This window comes from Paractinoplanes pyxinae, from assembly GCF_026626335.1.
Taxonomy (GTDB): domain Bacteria; phylum Actinomycetota; class Actinomycetes; order Mycobacteriales; family Micromonosporaceae; genus Actinoplanes; species Actinoplanes pyxinae.
On the sequence record NZ_JAPNTZ010000013.1, the window covers coordinates 248,181 to 263,581 of the forward strand.

At 71.4% G+C, this 15,401-nt stretch carries 17 protein-coding genes and 1 tRNA gene; 3 read left to right on the plus strand and 15 right to left on the minus strand.

Annotated elements, in window-relative coordinates:
- Positions 1-374: 374 nt before the first annotated feature.
- Both OWR29_RS33675 and OWR29_RS33680 read right to left on the minus strand, forming a co-directional pair.
- On the minus strand, positions 375-1,736 hold the full coding sequence (locus OWR29_RS33675) for a cystathionine beta-synthase (RefSeq protein ID WP_267567420.1): 1,362 nt from the start codon (positions 1,734-1,736) through the stop codon (positions 375-377).
- A 3-nt stretch (positions 1,737-1,739) separates the two neighbouring features.
- Positions 1,740-2,084 (minus strand): YkvA family protein, encoded by a 345-nt coding sequence (locus OWR29_RS33680; RefSeq protein WP_267567421.1) that lies wholly within the window; start codon positions 2,082-2,084, stop codon positions 1,740-1,742.
- Between the two features lie 127 nt (positions 2,085-2,211).
- On the opposite strand from OWR29_RS33680, the gene OWR29_RS33685 reads away from it, so the two are divergent.
- The 3 genes from OWR29_RS33685 (at position 2,212) to OWR29_RS33695 (ending at position 5,559) form a co-directional block, all read left to right on the plus strand.
- Complete coding sequence (locus OWR29_RS33685) at positions 2,212-3,288, plus strand: SGNH/GDSL hydrolase family protein (RefSeq protein WP_438872694.1); 1,077 nt, start codon at positions 2,212-2,214, stop codon at positions 3,286-3,288.
- 147 nt (positions 3,289-3,435) lie between these two features.
- Positions 3,436-4,227 (plus strand): SGNH/GDSL hydrolase family protein, encoded by a 792-nt coding sequence (locus OWR29_RS33690; RefSeq protein WP_267567422.1) that lies wholly within the window; start codon positions 3,436-3,438, stop codon positions 4,225-4,227.
- Between the two features lie 87 nt (positions 4,228-4,314).
- Positions 4,315-5,559, plus strand: coding sequence for an acetyl-CoA C-acetyltransferase (locus OWR29_RS33695; RefSeq protein ID WP_267567423.1), 1,245 nt, complete (start codon positions 4,315-4,317; stop codon positions 5,557-5,559).
- A gap of 98 nt (positions 5,560-5,657) precedes the next feature.
- Here OWR29_RS33695 and OWR29_RS33700 read toward each other — a convergent pair whose 3' ends face one another.
- The 13 genes from OWR29_RS33700 to OWR29_RS33760 all read right to left on the minus strand — a co-directional run bounded on the left by OWR29_RS33700 (position 5,658) and on the right by OWR29_RS33760 (position 15,365).
- Positions 5,658-5,960: a hypothetical protein gene (locus tag OWR29_RS33700; protein ID WP_267567424.1), complete on the minus strand. Its 303-nt coding sequence runs from the start codon at positions 5,958-5,960 to the stop codon at positions 5,658-5,660.
- A 68-nt stretch (positions 5,961-6,028) separates the two neighbouring features.
- Positions 6,029-6,856: a Bax inhibitor-1/YccA family protein gene (locus OWR29_RS33705; RefSeq protein ID WP_267567425.1), complete on the minus strand. Its 828-nt coding sequence runs from the start codon at positions 6,854-6,856 to the stop codon at positions 6,029-6,031.
- Positions 6,857-7,000: 144 nt separating this feature from the next.
- Positions 7,001-7,084: transfer RNA gene (locus OWR29_RS33710), tRNA-Leu, on the minus strand.
- A 62-nt stretch (positions 7,085-7,146) separates the two neighbouring features.
- Positions 7,147-8,505: an NAD(P)/FAD-dependent oxidoreductase gene (locus OWR29_RS33715; RefSeq protein WP_267567426.1), complete on the minus strand. Its 1,359-nt coding sequence runs from the start codon at positions 8,503-8,505 to the stop codon at positions 7,147-7,149.
- 98 nt (positions 8,506-8,603) lie between these two features.
- Positions 8,604-9,167: a hypothetical protein gene (locus OWR29_RS33720; protein WP_267567427.1), complete on the minus strand. Its 564-nt coding sequence runs from the start codon at positions 9,165-9,167 to the stop codon at positions 8,604-8,606.
- A complete protein-coding gene (locus OWR29_RS33725; protein WP_267567478.1) occupies positions 9,167-10,498 on the minus strand; it encodes a DUF58 domain-containing protein in 1,332 nt (443 codons plus the stop codon). The genes OWR29_RS33720 and OWR29_RS33725 overlap by 1 nt, the downstream gene beginning before the upstream one ends.
- 14 nt (positions 10,499-10,512) lie before the next feature.
- The gene (locus tag OWR29_RS33730; protein WP_267567428.1) at positions 10,513-11,523 is read right to left on the minus strand and encodes an AAA family ATPase; all 1,011 of its coding nucleotides are present in this window, start codon (positions 11,521-11,523) and stop codon (positions 10,513-10,515) included.
- Positions 11,524-11,534: 11 nt separating this feature from the next.
- Complete coding sequence (locus OWR29_RS33735) at positions 11,535-12,116, minus strand: hypothetical protein (RefSeq protein ID WP_267567429.1); 582 nt, start codon at positions 12,114-12,116, stop codon at positions 11,535-11,537.
- Positions 12,113-12,799: a DUF4129 domain-containing protein gene (locus OWR29_RS33740; RefSeq protein ID WP_267567430.1), complete on the minus strand. Its 687-nt coding sequence runs from the start codon at positions 12,797-12,799 to the stop codon at positions 12,113-12,115. Before OWR29_RS33740 ends, OWR29_RS33735 begins: the two co-directional genes overlap by 4 nt.
- Positions 12,800-12,814: 15 nt before the next feature.
- Complete coding sequence (locus OWR29_RS33745; RefSeq protein ID WP_267567431.1) at positions 12,815-13,546, minus strand: uracil-DNA glycosylase; 732 nt, start codon at positions 13,544-13,546, stop codon at positions 12,815-12,817.
- A 23-nt stretch (positions 13,547-13,569) separates the two neighbouring features.
- On the minus strand, positions 13,570-13,992 hold the full coding sequence (locus tag OWR29_RS33750; RefSeq protein ID WP_267567432.1) for an LppU/SCO3897 family protein: 423 nt from the start codon (positions 13,990-13,992) through the stop codon (positions 13,570-13,572).
- Positions 13,993-14,064: 72 nt separating this feature from the next.
- Positions 14,065-15,039 carry an HAAS signaling domain-containing protein gene (locus tag OWR29_RS33755; protein ID WP_267567433.1) on the minus strand — a complete coding sequence of 325 codons (975 nt, stop codon included), beginning with the start codon at positions 15,037-15,039 and terminating at the stop codon, positions 14,065-14,067.
- Positions 15,036-15,365, minus strand: a complete 330-nt coding sequence (locus OWR29_RS33760; protein WP_221376724.1) for a PadR family transcriptional regulator — start codon at positions 15,363-15,365, stop codon at positions 15,036-15,038. Before OWR29_RS33760 ends, OWR29_RS33755 begins: the two co-directional genes overlap by 4 nt.
- Positions 15,366-15,401: the final 36 nt, after the last annotated feature.

Below are 15,401 nucleotides of genomic sequence, written 5' to 3' on the forward strand. Positions count from 1 at the left end.
GGCCGAAGCCCGTAGCCGACCGCCCGGAGCAGCAAGCCCGACCACCCCGCAGAGGGGCCGGTGACCGCAAGCGGCACGGTGCGAACGCATGACCCACCACCCAGGCCCGCCCGGGTGACGAAACGGCCCACCTCCGCCACCGCGCGGCAGCCAGACCACCAACCCGCACGGGTCTACGCGCCGCACCTCCCGATCAGAGAAGCGCCGATCACCGCCCTAGAGCGAGGTGAAACCCCGCAAGGACGGGGCCGAGGGTGACCATGCAGGGCGTATCGCCTTTCAGCCCAGCATGGTCACCCTCGGCCCCGGCCGTCCCAGCGCAAGAAAGCCCAACCCGCTCACAGCAAGAAAGACTAAACCGCAGCAAGCAAAGCTCAGGACAGATGAGCCAGCAGATCCTGCCGAGTCAAAACCCCGGCCGGCTTCCCGTCGATCAGCACCATCGCGGCGTCGGACTTCTCGAGCAGGGACACGGCCTCGCTGACCGGCTGCCCACCACCGATCATCGGGAGCGGCTCGGCCATGTGGCGCTCTATCGTGTCGTGCAGGTGGGCCTGCCCCGTGAACAGCGCGTCCAGCAGCGCCTTCTCGGCTATCGACCCGGCCACCTCACCCGTCACGACCGGCGGCTCTGCCTTCAGCACCGGGAGCTGCGACACCCCGTACTCGCGCATGTAGTCGATCGCGTCGCGGACTGTTTCGGTCGGGTGGACGTGGATCAGGGGCGGCATCGTTCCGCCCTTGCCTTCGAGGGCGTCGGCCACCGTCGGCGCGCCCTCGACCGTACGCAGGAAGCCGTAGCGCGCCATCCAGTCGTCGTTGAAGATCTTCGACAGGTAGCCGCGGCCTCCGTCCGGCAACAGCACCACGACGACGTCGCCCGGGTCGGCTCGGCGGGCCACCTCGAGCGCGGCCACGACGGCCATGCCGCAGGAGCCGCCCACCAGCAGTCCTTCCTCGCGGGCCAGGCGGCGGGTCATCTCGAAGGAGTCGGAGTCGGAGACCTCGATGATCTCGTCGCAGACTTCCCGGTCGTACGTGGTGGGCCAGAAGTCCTCGCCCACGCCCTCGACCAGGTACGGACGCCCCGTTCCGCCTGAGTAGACCGACCCTTCCGGGTCGGCCCCGATCACTCGTACGCCGGAACCTTGCTCTTTCAGATAGCGCCCGACCCCGGTGATCGTGCCGCCTGTGCCCACCCCGGCCACGAAGTGCGTGATCCGCCCGTCCGTCTGCTTCCACAGCTCGGGACCGGTCTCTTCGTAGTGGGAGCGGGGGTTCGCGGCGTTGCTGTACTGGTCGGGCTTCCACGCGCCGGGCACTTCGCGGGCCAGGCGGTCGGAGACGTTGTAGTAGGAGCGCGGGTCTTCGGGGGCGACCGCGGTCGGGCAGACCACCACGTCGGCCCCGTACGCCTTCAGCACGTTCCTTTTGTCTTCGCTGACCTTGTCGGGGCAGACGAAGATGCACTTGTAGCCTCGTTGCTGCGCGACGAGGGCCAGCCCCACACCCGTGTTTCCGCTGGTGGGCTCCACGATGGTGCCGCCCGGCTGGAGCAGCCCGTCGCGTTCGGCGTCGAGGACCATCCGCATGGCGATCCGGTCTTTGACCGAGCCGCCCGGGTTGAAGTATTCGACCTTGGCCAGCACGGTGGCGGCGATGCCCTCGGTGACCTTGTTCAGCTTGACCAGGGGGGTGTCCCCGATGATGTCGACGACGTTGTCGTAATAGCGCACACCTCAGACTACGACTATGCGGTCCTGCTGCCGCTCCCACTCCAGGAAGCGCTGGGTCTCGGCCAGCACCGCGCCGGCCAGCCAGGCCACCATCACGGCGTCGTCGGCCAGGCCGAACACCGTGAGGAAGAGCTCGGGGATGAAGTCGACCGGCGAGACGACGTACGCCGTGGCCGCGGCCATCATGGCCAGGCGCAGCCCGCCGTCGTACTGGCCCTTCGTGGTCGCCTTCATCATGCGCGGGATCGCCGCGATGCGGGTGGAGAGGGACGGGCCACCGCGGGCCCCGGACATCAGGGCCTTGGCGAGCGCGCCGAAGGCCGCCGTCCGTTTCAGGGTCTTCGCCATGCCGTTCTCCTTCCGGTCATACCAGCATGACTTGCGCCCGCCATGATTGCCTGTCGCAGCCGCGCGATAACCTCGAATTCCCCACTGTTACCGATCTCGAGGACCGCGAGCGACAGCGAGGGAGCCTGTGAGCACCATTCAGATCTCTGCCCAGGACTGGCGCCGGATCAAACTGGCCGGTCAGATTCTCGGCGGCGTGACGGGCGCCCTGGCCACGGTGACCGCCCTCTCGGCCGGTCTGCTGCTGCGGCAGGCGGCGGACGCCCGCCGGATCATCCCGATGGCCGAGGCGCCGCCTCCGCGCGGTGACGGCCTGTACGGCGGGAAGTTCGGCGGCCGGGCGATCAGCATGGTCATTCTGGGTGATTCGACGGCCGCCGGGTACGGCGTGCACCGGCCCCGGGAGACGCCGGGCGCGCTGCTGGCCACCGGCGTGTCGCGCCGCCTGCACCGGCCGGTCCGCCTGCACCGGCTGGCCGTGGTCGGGTCGATGTCGTCCGGCCTGCCCTACCAGGTCGACGCCGCCCTCGAGCACGCGCCGGACGTGGCGATCATCCTGATCGGCGGCAACGACGTCACGCACGCCTCGGGCCGCTCCTCGGCCGTGCACCATCTGGGCGAGGCGGTGCGCCGCCTGCGCGAGGCCGGCTGCCGGGTGGTCGTCGGCACCTGCCCGGACATCGGCGCCATCCAGCCGATCAAGCCGCCGCTGCGCTGGCTGGCCCGCAAGTGGAGCCGTGACCTGGCCGCGGCGCAGACGGTCGCGGTGGTCGCGGCGGGCGGTCGTACGGTGTCGATCGGCGGCCTGCTCGGGCCGATGTTCGAGGCCGACCCGGTGCGCATGTTCAGCTCCGACCACTTCCACCCGTCGGCCGAGGGGTACGCCCGGGCCGCCGCAGTGGTGCTCCCGACCCTGCTGGCCGCCCTCGGTGAGGACGACCGCGCGGTTCTGACCGGCGGCGAGGGGGTACGCAGTCTGGAGGAGGCCGCGCAAGAGGCCGTCCAGGCGCCGGGCACCGAGGTCAGTGCGGCCGGGCGGTGGGCGGTGCTGCGCCGGCATCCGTGGTTCGGCGAGCCGCGCTCGTGGTTCGGGCACCGTTCGGCGCCGGCGGCCCCCGGGGCGGAGGGGCAGTCCGTTCCCGGCGGCCGGTCGGCCTCGAGCGCCGTAGGGTGGACACCGGAGGATCAACAGCATGCTTCGTGACGGCAGCGTCGCCGGGGAAGTAGGCGGCAGCATCGCCCGGATAGCAGGCGGCACCGTCGCCGGGGAAGCCCGGAATGCAGGCGGCGCCGTCGCCGGGGAAGCAGGCGGCACCGTCGCCGAAAAGGCAGACGCTGGGAGGCGAGTGGGATGGCTGGTCTGAACGCACGGATCGGTAAAGCGGCGGCCACCGGTCTGCTCGCCGGCACGGTGGGCGGCGCGGCCCTGCTGGTCGGCGAGATTCTCGCGGCCAAGGCCCGCCGTTACGCGAAGCCGACCATGGGCCTGGCCTTGCGCACGTCCATGGGCCGGGTCTCGGCTCCGCCCCTGCGTCTCGTGCTGCTGGGTGATTCGGCGGCGATCGGCGTGGGTGTGGAGTGGCTGAGCGAGACGGTCGGCGGTCACCTGGCCCGGCTGCTGGCCGAGGGCAACGCCGACGTCGGCGAGCGGCACGTGCTGCTGTCCAGCGTCGGTGTGGCCGGTTCCCGCTCGTCCGACCTGGGCACCCAGGTGGCGCGGGCGCTGCTGGGCGAGCGTCCCGACGTCGCCGTGGTGCTGATCGGCGCCCACGACGCGACCAGCCTGCGCAGCCCCGAGGAGTCGGCGGCCCAGCTGGGCACGGCCGTGCGTCGCTTGCGCGAGGCGGGCGTACGGGTCGTCGTGGGCACCTGCCCCGACCTGGGCGCGCTGCGGGCGATCGCCCCGCCGCTGCGGCAGGTCGCCGGCGTGCTCGGGCGGCGCATGGCGAAGGCTCAGGCCAAGGCGGTCGTCGCGGCCGGTGGTTCCGTCGTGCACCTGGCTGACGAGACGGGCGCCGTGTTCCGGGCCGACGCGGGCACCCTCTGCTACGACGGCTTCCACCCGTCGGCCGACGGCTACCGGGTGTGGGCGCACGCCCTGTACCCGGCTGTCGTGAAGGCGGCTATGACGCCCGCGGGCTGAGGGCAATGACGTTTTCGTAGTCGAACATGACTTGTGTGTGACGAAGTTGTACTTCCGGCTAAGTTACCGGCCAGTTAAATTGGGCGCATGCCGGAAGCTGTCATCGTCGCCACCGCTCGATCCCCCATCGGCCGTGCAGCCAAGGGATCTCTGAGGGACCTGCGTCCCGACGACCTCGCCACCACCATCGTCGACGCCGCGCTGAGCAAGGTGCCGCAGCTCGACCGCACCCTGATCGAGGACCTGTACCTCGGCTGCGGGCTGCCCGGTGGTGAGCAGGGTTTCAACATGGCCCGCGTGGTCGCCACCCAGCTCGGACTGGACGGGCTGCCGGGCGCGACCGTCACCCGCTACTGCTCGTCCTCGCTGCAGACCACCCGCATGGCGTTCCACGCGATCAAGGCCGGCGAGGGCGACATCTTCGTCTCGGCCGGTGTCGAGACCGTTTCGCGGTACGCGCGGGGCAGCTCCGACGGTCTGCCGTCCGAGGCGCAGAAGCTGGTCGGCGGCGGCTGGGAGAACCCGAAGTTCGACGAGGCCCGCGCCCGTACCGCGAAGTTCGCCGAGGGCGGCCAGACCTGGACCGACCCGCGCGAGTTCAACGGGCTGCCCGACGTCTACATCGCGATGGGGCAGACCGCCGAGAACCTGGCCCAGATCAAGGGGGTCAGCCGCCAGGAGATGGACGAGTTCGGCGTACGCAGTCAGAACTTGGCCGAGAAGGCCATCGCCAACGGCTTCTGGGCCCGCGAGATCACTCCGGTGACGCTGCCCGACGGCACTGTCGTGTCGCAGGACGACGGCCCCCGGCCGGGTGTCACGCTGGAGGCGGTGTCGCAGCTCAAGCCCGTGTTCCGCCCGGACGGCCGGGTCACCGCGGGCAACTGCTGCCCGCTCAACGACGGCGCCGCCGCCGTGGTGATCATGAGCGACACCAAGGCCCGCGAGCTGGGGATCACGCCGCTGGCCCGGATCATCTCGACCGGCGTGACCGCGCTCAGCCCCGAGATCATGGGCCTGGGTCCGGTCGAGGCGTCGAAGCAGGCGCTCAAGCGGGCCGGCATGAGCATCGGCGACATCGACCTGGTCGAGATCAACGAGGCCTTCGCGGCCCAGGTGATCCCGTCGTACCAGGACCTGGGCATCCCGATCGAGAAGCTGAACGTCAACGGCGGCGCGATCGCCATCGGGCACCCGTTCGGCTCGACCGGCGCCCGGATGACCGGCACGCTGCTCAACTCGCTCGACTGGCACGACAAGAGCATCGGTCTCGAGACGATGTGCGTCGGCGGCGGTCAGGGCATGGCGCTGATCATCGAGCGGCTGAGCTAGCCGCCCTCGGGTTCCCGCCGGGTCCGGTCTGCCACGAGCGGCCGGGCTCGGCGGAGTCATTTTTCCCCAGCCGGCGCCAGGCGGGGAAGGGCGGCGGGCTACCTGCGGTCGAGGTTGTGGCGCAGGTCGTCGACGGCGGCGGCCGCCTCGTCGAGCGCCGCGTCGGACGGGCCGGCCGCGAGCAGATCGTCGGCCATCACCCGCAGCTGGTCGGGCAGGATCATGTCGTGCTCGCGGGGCACGGGCCGGCGCGGGTGCCCCTCGGCGTCGGCGCCCAGGTCGGCCAGCAGCTGCACCAGCGCGTACGTCCGGTCGTTGCGGCCGTCGACCTGCCAGCGCGGCTGTTCCCAGTAGCGCACCTGGTTGAGCAGGCGGTCGATGGACGTCGCGAAATCGGTCACGGTCACCAGCGTAGAGAGCAGCGCCCGGACCACCTCGCGGTGGCCCGGGCGCTGAACGTCAGGCGCTGCTAGTCGTCGCCGCCTTGCAGGAAGCTGAGCAGGCGCAGGATCTCGATGTAGAGCCAGACCAGGCTGACCAGGATGCCGAACGCGGCCACCCAGGAGTAGCGCTGGGGCAGGCCCATGCGGACGCCCTCTTCGACCTCGTTGAAGCTGAGGATGAAGCTGAGCGCGGCCACCACGATGCAGACGATGCTGAAGATGTAGCCGAGCGGGCCGTTGTCACGCAGGCCGGTGTTGAAGCCGAACAGCGCCAGCACCAGGTTGATCAGGATGACCGCGAACAGGCCGCCCATCACGATGATCATGCCGCGCTGGAACTTCGGCGTGGCTCGGATGACCTTGGCCTTGTAGAGGAACGCCGTCAGGAAGAAGACGCCGAAGGTGGCGACCACCGCCTGGAGCACGACGCCCTGATAGCCGGCGATCACCGTGAAGACCTTGGACGCCATGCCCACGAAGACGCCCTCGACCACCGCGTAGGCGACGATCAGGGCGGGGTTGGCGACCCGCATGAACGAGATGACCAGGCCCAGGACCAGGCCGATGACCGCGGCGCCGATCCAGGCGACGCTGGTGGCCGAGGCGGGGATCACGTTCCAGGCGACCACGGCCGAGACGCCGGTGATGCCGAGCAGGGTGACCGTCTTGACGACGACGTCGTCGACCGTCATGGGCCGGACGGCGGGCGGAGCGGCGGGGTAATCCGACGCGCCGGGATACGGCTGACCGTAACCCGGGGCGGCACCGGCGGGACCGTAGGCCCCGTACCCGGCCGTACGCTCCCGCTCGGCCGCCTGGCCGAGGCGCGAGAGCACCGGGTTGGAAGTCTTCACTGTGTCCAGCCTCCCTTTGAGGTTGAGGCACGTTGACGTGCCCTACCAGCGTACGGGGTGCGGCTGATCAAGAAAGCCTCGGAATGCTGTGAACAGGCTGAATGTAAGACTGTCGAAGCGAAACGGGGGCCGTAACAGGACAAGTGCCCGGGGCGGGTCTCGAACCCGCACGCCTGCGTGAGGCAGCCGCTTTTAAGGCGGCCGTGTCTGCCGTTCCACCACCCGGGCGGGCCTGGGGCGTTACCGTACGCGGCAACGCTCCCAGGACACCTTATAAGCCCGGGGCCGTCTCAGCGTGACCCGGCACCGACCTTGTCCCGGCCGGGCTGGGCCGGCACCGGCGGGGTCACCTCGGTGAAGTCCTCACGCGGGGCGTGCAGCTGGTTGAGGGCCACCGTCTCGCGCTGGAACAGCATGGCCAGCGTCCAGTCGGCGACCACCCGGGCCTTGCGGTGGAAGGACGGGATGTGGCTCACGTGGTACGAGCGGTGCATGAACCACGCGGGCCAGCCCTTGACCTTGATGCCGTAGACGTGCGCGACACCCTTGCCCAGGCCGAGGCCGGCCACGCTGCCGATGTACTTGTGCTTGTACTCCTTGGGCTCGCCGCCCAGGATGACCTGCCGGATGTTGTCGGCCAGCACCCGGGCCTGCCGCACCGCGTGCTGGGCGCTCGGCGAGCACCAGCCACCGGGGTTGGTCAGGTCGGGCACCTGGGCGCTGTCGCCGGCGCTCCACGCGCCGTCGAGCACGTTGCCGTCGCTGTCGGCCACCTGCAGGGTGGGCAGGCAGTTGACGTGGCCCTTGGGGCCGCGCGGCAGGTCGGTCTGGTCGAGCATGGGCGACGGCTTGACGCCGGCCGTCCAGACCAGGGTCTCGGCCCGGAACTTGTCGCCGTCGGAGAGGACGATCTCGCCGTCGACGCACGAGTTGAGGAACGTGTCGAGACGCAGCGAGATGCCGCGCTTGTCGAGCTCCCGTGCGGCGTACGCGCCCATCTTGGGCCCGACCTCGGGCAGGATCCGGTTGGTCGCCTCGACCAGGATGAACTTGATCTCGTTCTTGTCCAGCTCGGGGTAGTACTTCAGGGCGTCGCGGACGACGTCCTCCATCTCGGCCAGGGCTTCGATGCCCGCGAAGCCGCCGCCGACGAACACGAACGTCAGGGCCGCGGCACGCACCTCGGGGTCGGGCGTGACGGCCGCGACGTCGAGCTGGTCGAGGATGTGGTTACGCAGGTAGATGGCCTCACCGATGGTCTTGAGGCCGATGCCGCGCTCGCTCAGGCCGGGGATCGGCAGCGTACGCGAGACCGAGCCCGGGGCCACGATGATGTGGTCGTAGCTCATCTCGGTGGCCGGGCCCTCGATGGGCTGGATGGTCACCGTCTTGCGTGCGTGCTCCACCTTGGTGACCTCACCGGCCACCACGCGACACTTCTTGAGCTCGCGGCGGAGCGGCACGACGCTGTGCCGCGGGGAGATGTTGCCGGCCGCCGCCTCGGGGAGGAACGGCTGGTACGTCATGTGCGGCTGCGGGTCGATGACGACGACCTCGGCCCGGCGCCGGTTGAGCTTCTTCGACAGGCGCAGGGCGGCGTAAAGACCGACGTGCCCTGCACCGACGACGACGATGCGCTGCGGATTCACTCTCGCATTCTCGCGCGTTACGGCGTCCCGCGCCTCCTGGTGTGATATACGCCAAGTCGTTTTGTCAAGTGCTGTGACACACTAATTACGGGGACATTTCACGGTCTATGAACAAGCCGTGCTATGAGCAGCGTGGCGGCGGCGGCACCAGCCAATCCGACGAGGGTGGCCACCAGGAAAGGGCCCCCTGCGAGCTGCGCGCTGAGGGCCAGAACGAGCACCGTCAGCACGGCCGAGACGAGGATCACGGCCAGCGCGCGGGCGATCCAGAGCCCCGGCACGTCGATGTTGACCACCGCGTCGTACGGCAGGACGGCCGCGAGAGCCGTGAGCGAATGCCCCAGGTAGAGCGCGGACGCGATGGCCAGCACCCGCCACAGCTCAACCGGCGAGTCGCGGAAGGCCGTGTCGAGCACCCATCCGGCGATCACGGTCAGCGCGGCGAAGGTGGCGCCGCGCCCCCGGGGAGCGAAGGCCGGGTAGAGAGCGACCGCCACCAGCGGCACCGAGTACTGCGTGCCGAACAGCTCGATCGGCCAGGCCACCGACATCGCGACTATCCCGCAGACGCCGATCGCACAGCGCACCAGGAACGGCAGCGCGGTGGCCCGGGTCAACGCCTGCCGCGCGTTCCCGGCCCGGCGGGTGATCATCGCGAACATCAGCGCCCCCTCGGGGCCGAGGCCAGGCGGGAGACGTCGCGCAGCACCAGGTCGAGGCTGCCCGCGCCGGCCCAGCCGACCACCGGGACGCCGTGCTCGCGCAGCCGGCCCAGCACGTTGCCCCGCTCGAGCTGCCACAACCGGGTGGCCAGCGGCGTCCACGGGCCGCGCACCTCGGGCGCCGCGCCGGCCGGGAGCGTGTCCACCGCCACCACGTACCGGCCGAACTGGGCCAGCGAGGCGAGCATGTCGGCCGAGCGGGGGTCGATCAGCGGGGTGAGCACCATGACCAGGGCGTCCGACGACACGTGGTGGGCGCCGAAGTCGTGCTCGTGCTCCATCGGGTCGGCCCGCACGTCGAGCAGCCACTCGAGCACGGTCAGGTACTGCCGGCGGCCGGTGGCCGGGCGCAGGCGGCGGGCCGAGGCGCCGAACTCGAGCAGCGACACCCGGTCGCCGCGCTGCAGGTAGTGCTCGGCGATGGCGGCCGCGGCCCGGACGGTGGTGTCGAGCACCGAGGCGCTGCCCCCGACCCCGCCCGAGAGGCCGACCTCGCCCAGCACGTCGAGCAGCAGCACCACCTCGGCGTCGCGGTCGGACAGCGTGGAGGCGACGTGCAGGTCCCGCGTACGCAGAGAGACCCGCCAGTCGATGCGGCGTAACCGGTCGCCGGGCGCGAAGGGCCGGACGCCGGCCAGCTCGCCGCCCTCCCCCATGCGCCGGGAGCGGTGGGCCCCGACCAGGCCGGCGGCGGCCGGCATGGCCTCGATCGCGTTGAACGGGTCGGTCACCGGGTAGACCCGCACGCCGTGGGCCGGGGTGAGCACCGGGCGGCAGGCGAGCAGGCCACCGCAGGCGGCGACCCGGGCCGCGGCCGGGCCGACATCTTGCCGCCCCCAGCGCAGCGCGTCGCCGGCCAGGTCGACCGCGGCCCAGCCGTCGGCCGCCACAGTGAGCGCGAAGGGCCGGTCGGCCTGCTCCAGCTTCAGCCAGCGTGAAGCCCGGGTGCGCACGACGACCAGGTCGTACGGGATGCGGTCGGGGTTGGTGACGGTGACCGAGGCGCTGACCTGGCCGCCCTCGACCAGCAGTTCCTCGTCGGCGTCGATGGCGAGCTCGGGCGTGGCCCGGGGCATCCGGCGCAGATGCACCGCCGCCCCGATCGCGAAGGGCGCGGCCAGCAGCACCAGATCGACCCGGCCGAGCGCGACCCCGAGCACCAGCAGCAGGCCGGTGAGCAGCACGGCCCGGCCCAGCGCGCGGGTCGGCGCCCACGCCGGGCCGCCGTTTCCCTCGGCCGAGCCGGCCGGGGGCACGGCGCGGCGCAGCAGCGGCTCGGGCACGGTCACGCCGTGGGGTGACCGGTCGCGTACGTGGGCAGGGCGCCGCTGGCCGGGGCCGGGGTGGCCTGCAGCACCTCGTCGACCACGAAGGACGGGTCGACCCGGCGCAGCCACATCTCGGGCCGCAGCGTGATGCGGTGGGCCAGCGCGGGACCGGCCACGTCTTTCACGTCCTCGGGGACCACGAAGTCGCGCCCGGCCATCGCGGCCCGCGCCCGGGCCAGCAGCAGCAGGGCCAGCGAGCCACGCGGGGACGAGCCGACCAGCACCGAGGCGTGCTCGCGGGTGGCCGCGGTGAGCGAGACGATGTAGCGGCCGATCGAGTCCTCGACCGTGATGGCCTCGAGCGCGGCCTGCATCGACTGCAGCGTGGCCGCGTCGACCACCGGGGTCAGGTAGGTCTCTTCCTGGCGGCGGCTCATCCGGCGCTGCAGGACCTCCCATTCCTCGTCGGCCGTCGGGTAGCCGAACGAGACCCGGAGCATGAACCGGTCGAGCTGGGCCTCGGGCAGGGGGTACGTGCCTTCGTACTCGATGGGGTTGGCCGTGGCCAGCACGTGGAAGGGCGGGTCGAGGCGGTAGGTGACGCCCTCGACCGAGACCTGCTTCTCTTGCATGGCCTCGAGCAGCGCCGACTGGGTCTTGGGCGGCGTCCGGTTGATCTCGTCGGCCAGCAGCATGTTGGTGAAGACCGGGCCGGCCCGGAAGGCGAAGTCGCCCTTGCGCTGGTCGTACAGGAACGAGCCGGTCACGTCGGCCGGCAGCAGGTCGGGCGTGAACTGCAGGCGGCGGAAGTCGAGGCCGAGCGCCTGCGCGAACGAGCGCGCGGTCAGCGTCTTGCCCAGGCCGGGCAGGTCTTCCAGCAGCACGTGGCCACCCGCGAGGATGCCGGCCAGCACCAGCTCGAGCGAGTCGCGCTTGCCGACCACCACGCTGCCCACCGAATCGAGCACCGCGCCGGCCAGCCGGCCCACCTCGTACGCGCCGAGGGCCTGCACGCCTGACTCCGTCACCATGCCACCTTTCACAGTCGTTCCAGGACGTCCACGTAGGACTCCAGATCGCGCGCCTTCAGCCGGGGCCGGCCCCGGTCGTGCAGCGCCGCCCAGAGCGGGTCGCCGAGCAGCTCACGGGCCCGCCGCGGGTCGGTCTCGCGGGTGATGCCGTGGCGCAGCCGCAGGCGTTCGTCGCTGAGCTCGGCCAGCACCGGCAGAACGTTACGCGCATACGATTCGTCGTCGGCCTGCGCCCGTTCGAGGCTGCGCTCCCATCGCCGGACGGCCGCCCGCATGGAATCGGTGCCGGTGGTGCCGTCGGAGCCGCCCCGCCGGTCGGAGCGCTTGGGCGTGGGCGGCGGGCGGACCTCGGCCACGGCCAGCAGCACCAGGCGCAGCCCGAGCAGGGCGGCCGCCACGAACAGGATCGAGATCTCGGTGTCGGCCGCGCGCAGGATCGCCACCACGACGGCGGTGGCCAGCCCGACCAGCAGCAGGTTGCGCAGGATCCAGCCCGCCCACGAGCGTTCGCGGGGCGGCGCGGGCTCGTCGGCGACCGGGAGCTCGTCGCGCTGGCCGCCGAACAGGTCGTCGAGGCCGCCGGTGCTCACGCGCTCACCCCCGCGCCCAGGTCGGCCCGCAGCCTTTCCAGGGCCGAGCGGGCCTGGCGGCGCATCTCGTCGTCGACGGTGTGCGTGGCGTAGCGGGCCTGGCGGTAGACCTCGAGCAGGGCGGCCAGCACCCGCGCGTCGACCTGTTGCTCGCGCAGCAGGCGGCCGACCAGGTCGGTCGGGCTGTCGCCGGGGTGGCGCGGCGTGCCGGCCGCGGCCGCGGCCTGTTCGAGGCGGACCCAGCAGGCGATCACGGCCCGGCGGGGGTCGCGGTCGGTGTCCGAGAGCTCTTCCAGGCCGGCGTCGAGGGCGGCGACCAGCTCCTCGGCCGTACGGGGCTGGTTGTCACGGCGACGGCGGCGGTCGTTCTTGCCGGAGCGCCGGCGACGGTCGCGCACCAGCGAATAGATCAGCAGGCCGACCACGACCAGCACGATCAGGCCGACCACGACCAGCGCCACCGTGTCGATCCAGTCCGGCAGGCCCTGCGCCGCCTCGGGCGGGGGCGGCGGCGACTGGAACGACGGTTTCGTGGTGGGCAGCAGGGGCGCCTGCGAAGGCGTCTCGTCACGGGCGATCTGGTCGAGCTGAGGCTCGGACCGGGTCGCGGCCAGGGCGGTGCCGGAAAGCAGCACGAGAACGGCGGCCAGGGGCCACCACCGCCGCACCACTGCGAGAGCCATCGCTTCGTTTCTTTCCTAGATCTGGGCCAGCCGCTTGGCCTCGGCGAAGACGTCGTCGAGCATGGCCGGGGTGAGCTTACCGGTGAAGGTGTTCTGCTGGCTGACGTGGAAGCAGCCGAGCAGATCGGGCACACCCGGTTGGCTGATCAGCCGTCCGTGGCCGAACTTCGGCCGCGGCACGGGCGGCTTCACCCCGTACACGTGGGTCATCGCCGGCCACCAGGCCTGCCAGGCGAAAGCGCCCAGCGCGACCACCACGCGCACGGTCGGGCGGATCAATTCCAGTTCGCGGTGCAGCCAGGGCGCGCACGTGTCGCGCTCGGACGGCAGCGGCTTGTTGTCGGGCGGGGCGCAGCGGACGGCGGCGAAGATGCGCAAGTGGGTCAACGCCAGACCGTCGCCGGCCGACACGCTGGTCGGCTGGTTGGCCAGGCCGGCCCGGTGCAGCGCGGCGAACAGCACGTCGCCCGAGCGGTCGCCGGTGAAGATGCGGCCGGTGCGATTGCCGCCGTGCGCGGCCGGGGCCAGCCCGAGGATGGCGATCTCGGCGTCGGCCGGGCCGAAGCCGGGCACCGGGCGGCCCCAGTAGTGCTGGTCGCGGAAGGCGGCACGCTTGGTGAGCGCGACCTCCTCACGCCACGCGACCAGACGCGGGCAGGCGAAACAGTCCGCGATGCCGGCGTCGAGCACGGGGAGTGAGGCGGCCCGCGCCGCCGCGACGGAGACCTCTTCGGGCGTACGTGTCATTGCCACCCCGCCAGCACAACACGTCAGGCCTTGGGGCGCAGGCACAGCACGTAGCCGTCGCCCGCGCTGTTGGCGAAGACGTAGAAGACTTCCTCCGGCTGGAAGAACTTGTCGCACGCCTTGCTCTCGGTCGAGCCCTCGCCGTCGACCCGCGCGACGACGGTGAACTTGGCGTCGGACGAGCCGCAGTCCACGACGTCGGCGCCGGTCTCGGTGGTGCCCTGGTCCTTCACAGCCTCGTCGGACGAGATGCAGTCGCCGGCCTTGGCGTCGCTCGCGTCGTTGCCCCCGAAGAGCATCGAGGAGAGCGCGTAGACGCCGACGGCCACCACGAGGGCGACGACGATGCCGAGAACGATCTTGCCGACGCTGCTCTTCCGGGGCGCGATGTCGGGGCGGACGTCGGTGGCAAGCGGGAAACCGGGACGGTCAACCGGGTTGGTCACAGTTGTTCCTCTCGAGTGCCGGCCGAGGGGTGGGGCCGGTCGACGGGGGAACAGTAACGACCTTGTCTGCGCCTACTTCGAGGGGGACGCGCTCGCGGGCGCCGGCGCCTCCGAGGGTTCGTTGCCGTCAACGAACGAAGGCTCGACGGTCGGCTTCGGTTCGGGGGCGGGCGAGGCGAAGGGCGCCGCGTCCGGGCAGAAGGGGTAGCCCATGCTGCGGCTGTGGCTGACCTCGCCCGTGTCCGGGTCGTTGCAGTACGCGTTGCCCATCTGGATCGGCTGGCCGTCCTGGTCGAACAGACGCGCCCCGGGCACCAGGCGACCCTGGTTGTCGTACACGAAAACGTCCTGGATGTAGTCGTACGGGTTACCGCCGCCGCCGGAGTAGCCGACGTCGCTGTACCCGGGGTCGCGCACGTCGCTGTCGGCGCTGAAGAAGCCGCCGATCGCCACGAAGATCAGCACCGTCGTGCCGCCGTAGAGGGCGAGCCGCGGCCAGCGCGACAGGTCGAACCGGCGCCGGCCGAAGGCGATCGACACGAGGATGAAGCCGACCAGCAGCACCAGCGCGATGAAGGTGCTGTTGCCGATGCGGGGCAGCAGGCCGACCTGGTACGACTGCGCGTCGAGGAAGTAGGCCAGGGCCATCGCGGCCAGGTAGCCCCGCAGCACCCACCAGGCCGGGCGCAGCAGCTTGAGGAAGTCGCTCGCCTTGGGATAGCCGAGCACCGGACCGACCCGGACGTCGGCCGTGCCGAGCACCCGCATGACGTCGGCCCTGGCCGTGTGGAACGGCTCGAAGCGACGCTTGGGCGGGTCGGGGAAGCCGCCGACGAAGCCGGCCGCCGTGGCGCGCAGCTCGGCCGCGTACGCCTCGGGAGTGCCCAGCCGGTCGGTCAGGGTGACCGTGTCCTCCGCGCGGATCTCGGCCAGGTGTTCCGGCAGATCCTCGAGCAGTTCGGCCCGGGTGGCCTCGGGCAGGTCGGCCAGCGCCGCGCGGACCCGCTCGACGTACTCGGATATCTCGTCCTGTGCCGTGGAGTTCACGCCGTCTCCCGCTCGCGAAGCAGATCGTCCATGGTGGATGCGAAGCCCTGCCACACTTTGCCCGACCGCTGCAACTCGGCGTGGCCGGCGGCGTTGAGGCCGTAGTACTTGCGGTGGGGGCCCTCGTCGCTGGGTACCACGTAGGTGTTCAGGAAGCCGCCGGCGAACAGGCGCCGCAGCGTGCCGTAGACCGAGGCGTCGCCGACCTCGTCGAGCCCGGCGGCCCGCAGGCGGCGGAGGATGTCGTAGCCGTAGCCGTCCCCGTCGCGCAGGGCGGCGAGCACGGCCAGGTCCAGGACACCCTTGAGCAGCTGGGTGGTATCCACGCGATGGACAGTACTTCGCAATACGAAATACCGTCA

Excerpts from the sequence above, each read along its gene's own strand:
- OWR29_RS33680 (WP_267567421.1), bottom strand. The coding sequence starts at position 2,084 with ATGGCGAAGACCCTGAAACGGACGGCGGCCTTCGGCGCGCTCGCCAAG.
- OWR29_RS33690 (WP_267567422.1), top strand. The coding sequence starts at position 3,436 with ATGGCTGGTCTGAACGCACGGATCGGTAAAGCGGCGGCCACCGGTCTG.
- OWR29_RS33695 (WP_267567423.1), top strand. The coding sequence starts at position 4,315 with ATGCCGGAAGCTGTCATCGTCGCCACCGCTCGATCCCCCATCGGCCGT.
- OWR29_RS33720 (WP_267567427.1), bottom strand. The coding sequence starts at position 9,167 with ATGTTCGCGATGATCACCCGCCGGGCCGGGAACGCGCGGCAGGCGTTG.
- OWR29_RS33740 (WP_267567430.1), bottom strand. The coding sequence starts at position 12,799 with ATGGCTCTCGCAGTGGTGCGGCGGTGGTGGCCCCTGGCCGCCGTTCTC.
- OWR29_RS33745 (WP_267567431.1), bottom strand. The coding sequence starts at position 13,546 with ATGACACGTACGCCCGAAGAGGTCTCCGTCGCGGCGGCGCGGGCCGCC.